This window comes from Zhongshania sp., from assembly GCF_041623545.1.
Classification (GTDB): domain Bacteria; phylum Pseudomonadota; class Gammaproteobacteria; order Pseudomonadales; family Spongiibacteraceae; genus Spongiibacter.
Genome location: NZ_JBFJWS010000146.1, coordinates 1 through 7,951, shown reverse-complemented (window position 1 = coordinate 7,951; position 7,951 = coordinate 1). Strand labels below are relative to the sequence as shown.

The 7,951-nt window shown below is 48.9% G+C and carries 7 protein-coding genes and 1 pseudogene; all 8 read left to right on the top strand.

The window, feature by feature from the left end:
- On the top strand, positions 1-1,011 hold a 1,011-nt coding region (rseP, locus tag ABYT30_RS12595; protein WP_373096775.1), incomplete at its 5' end, for an RIP metalloprotease RseP.
- A gap of 88 nt (positions 1,012-1,099) precedes the next feature.
- Positions 1,100-3,688, top strand: a complete 2,589-nt coding sequence (gene bamA, locus ABYT30_RS12590; protein WP_373082711.1) for an outer membrane protein assembly factor BamA — start codon at positions 1,100-1,102, stop codon at positions 3,686-3,688.
- Positions 3,689-3,719: 31 nt separating this feature from the next.
- The gene (locus tag ABYT30_RS12585; RefSeq protein WP_373082710.1) at positions 3,720-4,229 is read left to right on the top strand and encodes an OmpH family outer membrane protein; all 510 of its coding nucleotides are present in this window, start codon (positions 3,720-3,722) and stop codon (positions 4,227-4,229) included.
- Positions 4,230-5,264: a UDP-3-O-(3-hydroxymyristoyl)glucosamine N-acyltransferase gene (lpxD, locus tag ABYT30_RS12580; RefSeq protein ID WP_373096773.1), complete on the top strand. Its 1,035-nt coding sequence runs from the start codon at positions 4,230-4,232 to the stop codon at positions 5,262-5,264.
- A 13-nt stretch (positions 5,265-5,277) separates the two neighbouring features.
- Positions 5,278-5,718, top strand: a complete 441-nt coding sequence (fabZ, locus tag ABYT30_RS12575) for a 3-hydroxyacyl-ACP dehydratase FabZ (RefSeq protein ID WP_373082719.1) — start codon at positions 5,278-5,280, stop codon at positions 5,716-5,718.
- A gap of 2 nt (positions 5,719-5,720) precedes the next feature.
- Positions 5,721-6,518, top strand: coding sequence for an acyl-ACP--UDP-N-acetylglucosamine O-acyltransferase (lpxA, locus tag ABYT30_RS12570; RefSeq protein ID WP_373082706.1), 798 nt, complete (start codon positions 5,721-5,723; stop codon positions 6,516-6,518).
- A gap of 35 nt (positions 6,519-6,553) precedes the next feature.
- Positions 6,554-7,705 (top strand): lipid-A-disaccharide synthase, encoded by a 1,152-nt coding sequence (gene lpxB, locus ABYT30_RS12565; RefSeq protein WP_373082703.1) that lies wholly within the window; start codon positions 6,554-6,556, stop codon positions 7,703-7,705.
- Positions 7,698-7,951 (top strand): annotated as a pseudogene (gene rnhB, locus ABYT30_RS12560) (ribonuclease HII); the annotation flags it as partial. The gene lpxB and the pseudogene rnhB, both read left to right, overlap by 8 nt.

Here is a 7,951-nt window from a genome sequence, read left to right as displayed (position 1 = left end):
TGGGTGATCTTTTTAAACGGCGTCACTGGCGTTGCGCCAATCGTTGCGAAAGTTGAGCCGGGATCCCTTGCTGCCCGCGCAGGCATCGTCGCGGGGCAGGAGTTTCTTGCGGTCGATGGCACGGCAACCCCGACGTGGGAAGCGCTGCAAATGCAGCTACTGGAACGCATCGGTGAAGATGGCGATATCCATTTATCACTGAAGTACCCAGACTCCGATTTGGTGTACGAGAGCACCGTTACCCTAAGTGGCTGGATGCAAGGTGTCGAAGAGCCAAACCCAGTTCGAGAATTGGGTGTGACGCTTTATATGCCGGCACTGGTGCCTAAATTGGATAAAATTATGCCCGATAGTCCAGCCGAGCGCGCCGGATTACAGTCGGGTGATTTGATTTTAGCTATCGACGGGCATGACGTTGCTAGTTGGACGGATTGGGTTGACTATGTTCGGGATATACCCGAGCAGACCGTGAAGCTCCTCGTCAATCGTAATGGCCAGCAACGTGAGTTGCAGATTACGCCTGAGCGCAAGATAGATGAATCCGCTAAAGCCTATGGTTATGTCGGTGTGAGTGTGGCGATGCCGGAATGGCCTGCCGAGATGCAGCGCACGGTAGATTACGGCCTGATTGGTGCCGGAATAGCGGCGGTCGATAAAACATGGCAGATGAGCGCTTTTACATTATCGGCGATTAAAAAGATGCTTACTGGCCTGTTATCGCCAAAAAACTTGAGTGGGCCTATAACCATTGCTAAAGTGGCCAGCTCCTCAGTACAGTATGGCTTTTTTTCGTGGCTGACGTTTTTGGCGCTATTGAGTGTTAGTCTAGCCGTATTGAATTTACTGCCAATTCCAGTATTAGACGGTGGGCATATTGTCTACGCGCTTTTTGAATGGCTGACCGGTAAGCCCGTCGCTGAGCAAGTTCAGAGCTGGGCGAATCAACTGGGCTTGGTGTTGGTGGTTTTTGTCATGGTATTTGCTTTATATAACGATGTGTTGCGGCTGTAATTTTTAGTCTATGCGATGCTTTTTATCTTACATATTGGCGCTGCTGCTTGTTTTTGGCGGCGCCCCGAGCCTTGGTTTTTAGCTGTTGATGAAACGCCTTTTAGCACTTAGTCTTTTTCTGTGGTCAGCGAGCTTTTTCGCTTCGGCTCAAGATTCACTCGCAGTGTCGGATATCCGCATTGAAGGTTTGCAGCGAATTTCATCGGAAACGGTGTTTTCGGCGCTGCCAATCAGTGTTGGCGACAAAGTTGAACCGCGAGCCCTCGCGAATGCCTCGCGGGCATTGTTCAATACCGGCAACTTCGACGATATTCAAATTGGTGTTGATGGTGATGTATTGGTTGTGCGGGTAGTTGAACGACCTGCAATCAGTGCAATCAGCCTAGAAGGGAATAAGGCGCTGGCTACAGATGCCTTGATGGATGGCCTGAAAGGTGCGGGGCTTGCAGAAGGGCAGGTTTTTAAGCGCTCTACCCTCGAAACCATGGGTATGGAGTTGACGCGGCAGTATGTTTCCCAGGGGCGTTACGATGCCAGCATTGAAACTGATGTCGTCGCCGAGCCTCGCAACCGTGTATCGATTAGTATTATTATCGACGAAGGCAGCAATGCCACCATCGAGCACATCAATATTGTCGGCAACACCATCTATGACGACGAAACCTTACTCGATTTATTCGAATTAAAAACCGGTGGCTTATTTTCTTTTTTCAGCAGTGCTAATAAGTACTCCCGCGAAAAATTAAAAGGCGATCTAGAAAAACTTAACTCCTATTACCTCGATCGCGGTTACTTATTGTTTAATGCCGACTCAGTTCAGGTTGCCATCAGCCCCAACCGCAAATCGGTGTATATCACCGTAAACGTGGACGAGGGTGAGAAATATACCGTGAGCAGTGCCGAACTGTCGGGTGATTTAGTTTTGCCTGAAGACGATTTGTCGCGTTTCGTTTTGGTGAAGGAGGGGCAAGTATTCTCCCAGGCGCTGGTCACCAGCACTGAAGAATTTTTAACAAAGCGCCTTGGGAATGAAGGCTATAACTTCGCGAAGGTTCGCGGTATTCCCGAGCGTGATGAAGAAGCGAAAACTGTTGCGTTGAAATTCTTTATCGATCCGGGCAAGCGTACTTATGTTCGTCGTATTGATTTCGAAGGCAACTCACGGACTTCTGATGAAGTTCTACGCCGCGAAATGCGCCAATTTGAAGGTGCGCCAGCATCCGCAGATAAAATTGAACTGTCACGCGTTCGTCTGGAGCGGCTTGGTTTCTTTAAAGAAGCGAAAGTTGATACTTTAGAAGTCCCAGGCACTGACGATCTGATTGATCTGCACTACAAGGTCGAGGAGCAGAGTTCCGGTAGCCTCGGCGCAAGTGTTGGTTTTTCCCAGGATAGTGGTCTATTGCTGAGTGCCAATATCCAACAAAACAATTTCTTCGGTACTGGTCAGCAGGTTGGCTTTGGGGTTTCGCGCAGCGACTTCGCTACTAGCGTCAACTTCAATTACCTCGATCCGTATTTTACTGAAGATGGCGTCAGCCGTGGTTTCTCGGTGTTTTACCGAACCACCGATTACGAAGAAATTAACGTTGCGAGCTACACCACTGATACCTACGGCAGTAGTGTGAATTTTGGCTACCCGATTTCAGAAACTGAGCGGCTCGGCTTTAATCTGGGCTTTAATCGCACCTTGATTGAAGCGGGCGTGAGCGCGGTAAAAGAGATTAAAACCAGCCCGCGACTACTGGATATCATAGACAACTACTATGTCAGTACTAAGGACCCTAGCACGGGTAAGTACACTGTTGCCGAAGTACTTGAAAGTATCGACAATCTTCCGGCAAGCGCATTAACAACCCCCGAAGAAGAGGGTTTTCTAGATAAATATGGCGAAGAGTTTAATAACTTCACTGCCGGTATGTCATGGCGTCAGTCGACATTGAACAGGGGGCTTTTGGCTACCCGCGGTGCATCTCAGTCGCTTTCGGTTGAAGTGGCCGTGCCTGGCTCTGATCTTGAATATTTTAAGTTAGGGTACGAAGGGCAGTTGTATGTGCCACTGACCGACAGCTTCACCTTCCGCTTCCGTACTCAGTTGGGTTACGGTGATGGCTACGGTGATCTTGAGCAACTGCCGTTCTATGAGAACTTCTATGCAGGTGGCTTTGGTTCGGTGCGGGGTTACAAGAGTAATACCCTTGGTCCGCGTAGCTCAACAGCCGATATTTATCGTATTAGTCAAGCTGCCACAGCGATTGATGCCGACGGCAATGCACGGGCTTTATCTGCGCAGGGCGCGTATGTTTTAGATCCGGCAACGGGCTTGCTAGTGATTGATAGTGCCAATTCCTTTAGTCGCGATCCTGACCCTTTTGGCGGAAACGTGCTGGTGGAAGGGAGTATCGAGTTATTGTTCCCGCTGCCGTTTGTAAAAGATCAGCGTTCGGTGCGCAGTGGCTTTTTCATTGACGCGGGTAATGTCTTTAGCACAAGTTGTGGCGCATCACAGCTAAATTGTACAACGCCTGCGGTCTCAGATTTGCGTTATTCGGCTGGGGTCGGCGCGACGTGGATTACTGGTTTTGGGCCATTGACCTTTAGTTTGGGTCGGGCACTGAATCCTGAAAAAATTGACGATACTGAAATATTTCAGTTCTCATTGGGTCGTAGTTTCTAACTGATCGTAAAATAATGGATAGGAGTTTTTCATGAAGTTTTATAAGGTGGTTGCCGTTGCTGTTATGGCTCTTTGGGCTTGCGGCGCTGTTGCGGAAGGTCGGATCGCGGTATTTGATGTTGAAGCGGCAGTATTGAATACCGACATGGCGAAGAAGCGCTTAACGGCTATGCGCAATCAAGCTGACTACAAAAAGAATGTTTCGGAATTAGAATCCTTAAAGAAAAACTACGACAAGATCGTTGAGCAGTTCCAGAAGGATTTCGATATTCTTAGTGCCGAACAGCGTCAGGCAACTAAGAATAAAATTGATGCAGCACGTGCAGACGGCGAGCATTTGGCTCGTAAAATTGAAGGTGCTAACCAGCAGGAAGCACAGTTAATTCTTCAAGAGCTAGGTCCTAAATTGCAGCAAATTCTTCCCCAGCTGGTGAAGGATGAGAATATTGGTTTGTTATTGCCGCGCAAATCAGTACTTCACGCTGACAGCAGCTACGACATCACCGCTAAAGTAGCTGATAAGTTGAATAACACTAAGTAAATGTTCGAGGCGAATGCTTTCAGCCTAGCTGAACTCGCCGCAGCCCTGGAATTAGATTTCCGGGGCGATGCCGCAACCCGCTTGGTCGGGATTGCGCCTCTTGCCACGGCTAGCATCGCTCACCTCAGTTTTATATCGAATAGTAAATTTAAAGCCGCGCTACAGAACAGCTCTGCTGGCGCGGTGATTCTCCATCCCGAACTCGCTAGTGATTACACCGGAAACTGCTTAATAACAGCCGATCCCTATCTTGCTTACGCCAGGGCAAGTGCATTGTTTGATCCAATGGAAAAGCCTCGAGCAGGCGTGCATCCTAGTGCTGTTGTAGTGGCTGTCGATGTGGACGAGTCTGTAAGTGTTGGCGCTAATTGTGTCATTGAACAGGGGGCAGTGATCGGAGCCGGTACGGTGCTGGGCCCAGGTACGGTGATTGGTGCGAACTCAAAGATTGGTGAAAATTGCTATATTCACGCTAATGTTTCGATTTATCACGGAGTGAGTATTGGCAATGAAGTCGTTATTCACTCAGGTGTCGTGATCGGCGGTGACGGCTTCGGTTTCGCCGCTAGCCCAACAGGCTGGCAAAAAATACACCAATTGGGGGGTGTCCGAATTGGTGATCGGGTCGAGATAGGCGCTAATTCCTGTGTAGATCGCGGTGCGCTCGATGATACCGTGCTAGGCGATAACGTGATTTGCGATGACTACACTATGATCGCCCACAATGTCATTGTTGGCGATGGTACTGCGATGGCAGCAGGCTGCCAGATAGCAGGTAGCGCGGTAATTGGTAAGCATTGCACTTTAGCGGGTAACGTCGGTGTTGTGGGGCATATTACAATAGCGGATCATGTTCATGTTACGGCGCGGGGAATGATCACTAAATCGATATTAGAGCCGGGCTCGTACTCCAGTGGTACGGGAATGATGGAAACGGCAGTCTGGCGGAAAAATGCTGCGCGATTTACGAAGCTCGACGAATTATTTCGGCGAGTTGGATTTCTAGAGAAAAAGTTTAAAACAAATAAAGGATGAAAACTGAGCCATGCTGATGGACATCAATGAAGTTAAAGAATATCTGCCCCAGCGCTACCCGTTCTTATTGGTTGATAGGGTGCTCGAACTCGAGCTAGGTAAATCTATAGTCGCGCTTAAAAATGTTACCGGTAATGAAAATCATTTTAACGGTCATTTCCCTGAGTTGCCGATTATGCCCGGCGTATTGATCATCGAGGCGATGGCGCAAGCCGCGGGTATTTTGGGTTTTAAAACCTTAAATAAAAAGCCTGCAGAAGGTTCGATTTATATGTTTGCCGGTGTCGATAAAGCACGGTTTAAGCGCCAAGTGGTGCCCGGTGATCAGTTAATTCTAAAAGCCCAGTATGTGTCCGATAAAAGTGGCTTATGGAAATTTGAATGCCAAGCGTTTGTTGAAGAGAAGCTGGCCGCGTCGGCGACGATACTGTGCATCGACAGAAAGAGTAAGTGATTGTGATTGAGAATATTCATCCTACGGCAGTCATAGATCCTCGCGCAATAATCGACCCCAGTGCGGTGATTGGTGCAGGGGTTGTTATTGGTCCTTGGACTATAGTTGGCGCCAATGTCGAAATTGGTGAGGGCTGTGAAATTCGCTCTCATGTGGTGTTGATGGGGCCGACCAAAATCGGCAAGAACAATCGTATATTCCAATTTTCGACGGTCGGTGACGACACCCCAGACCTTAAATACAAAGGTGAGAAAACCGAACTGAATATCGGTGACGATAATGTGATTCGTGAAGGCGTCACAATTCACCGCGGTACTGTTCAAGATCGCGGTAAAACCATTATCGGCAATAAGAATTTGCTTATGGCCTATGTTCATGTTGGCCATGACTCTGTAATTGGTGACAACTGTATTCTGGTAAATAATGCGTCACTGGCTGGGCATGTCATTGTTGGCGATTGGGCTATTTTGAGTGGCTATACGCTAGTCCATCAGTTCTGCAATATTGGTGCTCACAGCTTTGCTGGTTTTGGCTGCGGTATCAGTAAAGACGTACCCGCATATGTAACGGTAAGTGGTACACCTGCCGAAGCCAAAACGATTAATAGCGAAGGCTTAAAACGCCGGGGATTTAGCGCCGATAGTATTGCCGCTATTCGCCGGGCCTATAAAATTATTTATCGCCAGAACAATACGGTGGATGAAGCACTGGCTGCTTTGCAGCCCTTGATTGCGGAATTTCCAGATGTGCAGTTATTGGCGGATTCTTTAACTCAATCTCAGCGCGGTATTGTGCGTTAAATCGCGTCTTCCGGCCGCTTAACCATGGCTAATTTATGACTGCTTTACGAATCGGTATTATCGCTGGGGAAGCCTCCGGCGATATTTTAGGCGCTGATTTAATTCGCGCGATCAAGGCGCGTTTTCCCGATGCTGAATTTGAAGGGGTGGGCGGGCCGCTGATGATTGGCCAGGGCTGTCACAGCCTGTGTGAAATGGATCGTTTGTCGGTGATGGGCTTGGTTGAGCCGCTGAAACGACTACCGGAGTTATTGCGCCTGCGACGAATGCTTAAAACGCATTTTCTGCATTGGCAGCCCGCGATCGTTGTGGGTATAGATTCGCCAGATTTCAATCTGAATATCGAGCGATTTTTACGCAAACGAGGGATAAAGACACTGCATTATGTGAGTCCGTCTGTGTGGGCATGGCGGCAGGGCCGAGTGAAGGGTATCGCTAAGTCGGTAGATCACATGCTGACCTTATTTCCTTTCGAAGAACGCTTTTATCAAGAGCACGGGGTACCGGTGACTTGTGTGGGCCATCCTTTGGCAGATCAAATTCCCCTTGCCGATCAGCGCAGTGCGGCGAGAGCTGAGCTGGACGTGGAAGATGGGCACCCAGTAATGGCTATTTTGCCGGGCAGTCGTAGCGGCGAGGTCGCTCAATTAATTAGACCGTTTATAGACACTGCGCAATGGTTGCGCCGAGCCCAACCGAATATTGAGTTTCTGATTCCCGCCGCTAACGCGGAACGTAAAATTCAAATACTGCAGGCAATTGGTTCGTTTTCTCAAGACTTGCCGGTGCGGGTGGTGAGTGGGCAGTCGCGCACGGTGATGGCTGCCGCTGATGTGGTGTTGATGGCATCCGGAACTACTAGCTTAGAGGCGTTGTTATTACAGCGGCCAATGGTGGTTGCCTACCGTTTTGGTAAGTGGTCTTTCAAATTATTATCGCGTCTTGTAAAAACGCCTTACTTTTCTCTGCCAAATTTATTAGCGCAGCGCGCCTTGGTGCCAGAGGTGCTTCAGGACGAAGTCTGTGCAGAGGTTATGGGGCCCTTGTTGTTAGAGCAATTGAATAATGCAAATCACCGTGAGACTTTGATTAATGAGTTTCAAAGTATTCATCGTCAATTGGCGCTAGGAGCAAGTGAACGGGCTGCCGATGTAGTACTAAACTGCGCTGGAGTGGCAAATGGCTGAAATAGACGATTTATTTGCCGAATTTGATGTGCCTGTTCTCACGGCGGGCGTCGATGAAGTTGGACGCGGACCTCTGTGCGGGGATGTAGTGACGGCGGCCGTTATTCTCGACCCGGCGAAGCCTATTGTCGGCTTAAAGGATTCCAAAAAGCTGACGGAAAAACGCCGAGAAGCTCTTTTTGTCGAAATACAGGAGAAAGCACTGAGTTTCTGTATCGCTAGAGCCTCGGTTGCGGAAATTGACGA

Bases quoted from the DNA above. Each gene is read 5' to 3' on its own strand.
- lpxD (WP_373096773.1), top strand. From the start codon at position 4,230: ATGTTCGAGGCGAATGCTTTCAGCCTAGCTGAACTCGCCGCAGCCCTG.
- bamA (WP_373082711.1), top strand. From the start codon at position 1,100: ATGAAACGCCTTTTAGCACTTAGTCTTTTTCTGTGGTCAGCGAGCTTT.
- ABYT30_RS12585 (WP_373082710.1), top strand. From the start codon at position 3,720: ATGAAGTTTTATAAGGTGGTTGCCGTTGCTGTTATGGCTCTTTGGGCT.
- lpxB (WP_373082703.1), top strand. From the start codon at position 6,554: ATGACTGCTTTACGAATCGGTATTATCGCTGGGGAAGCCTCCGGCGAT.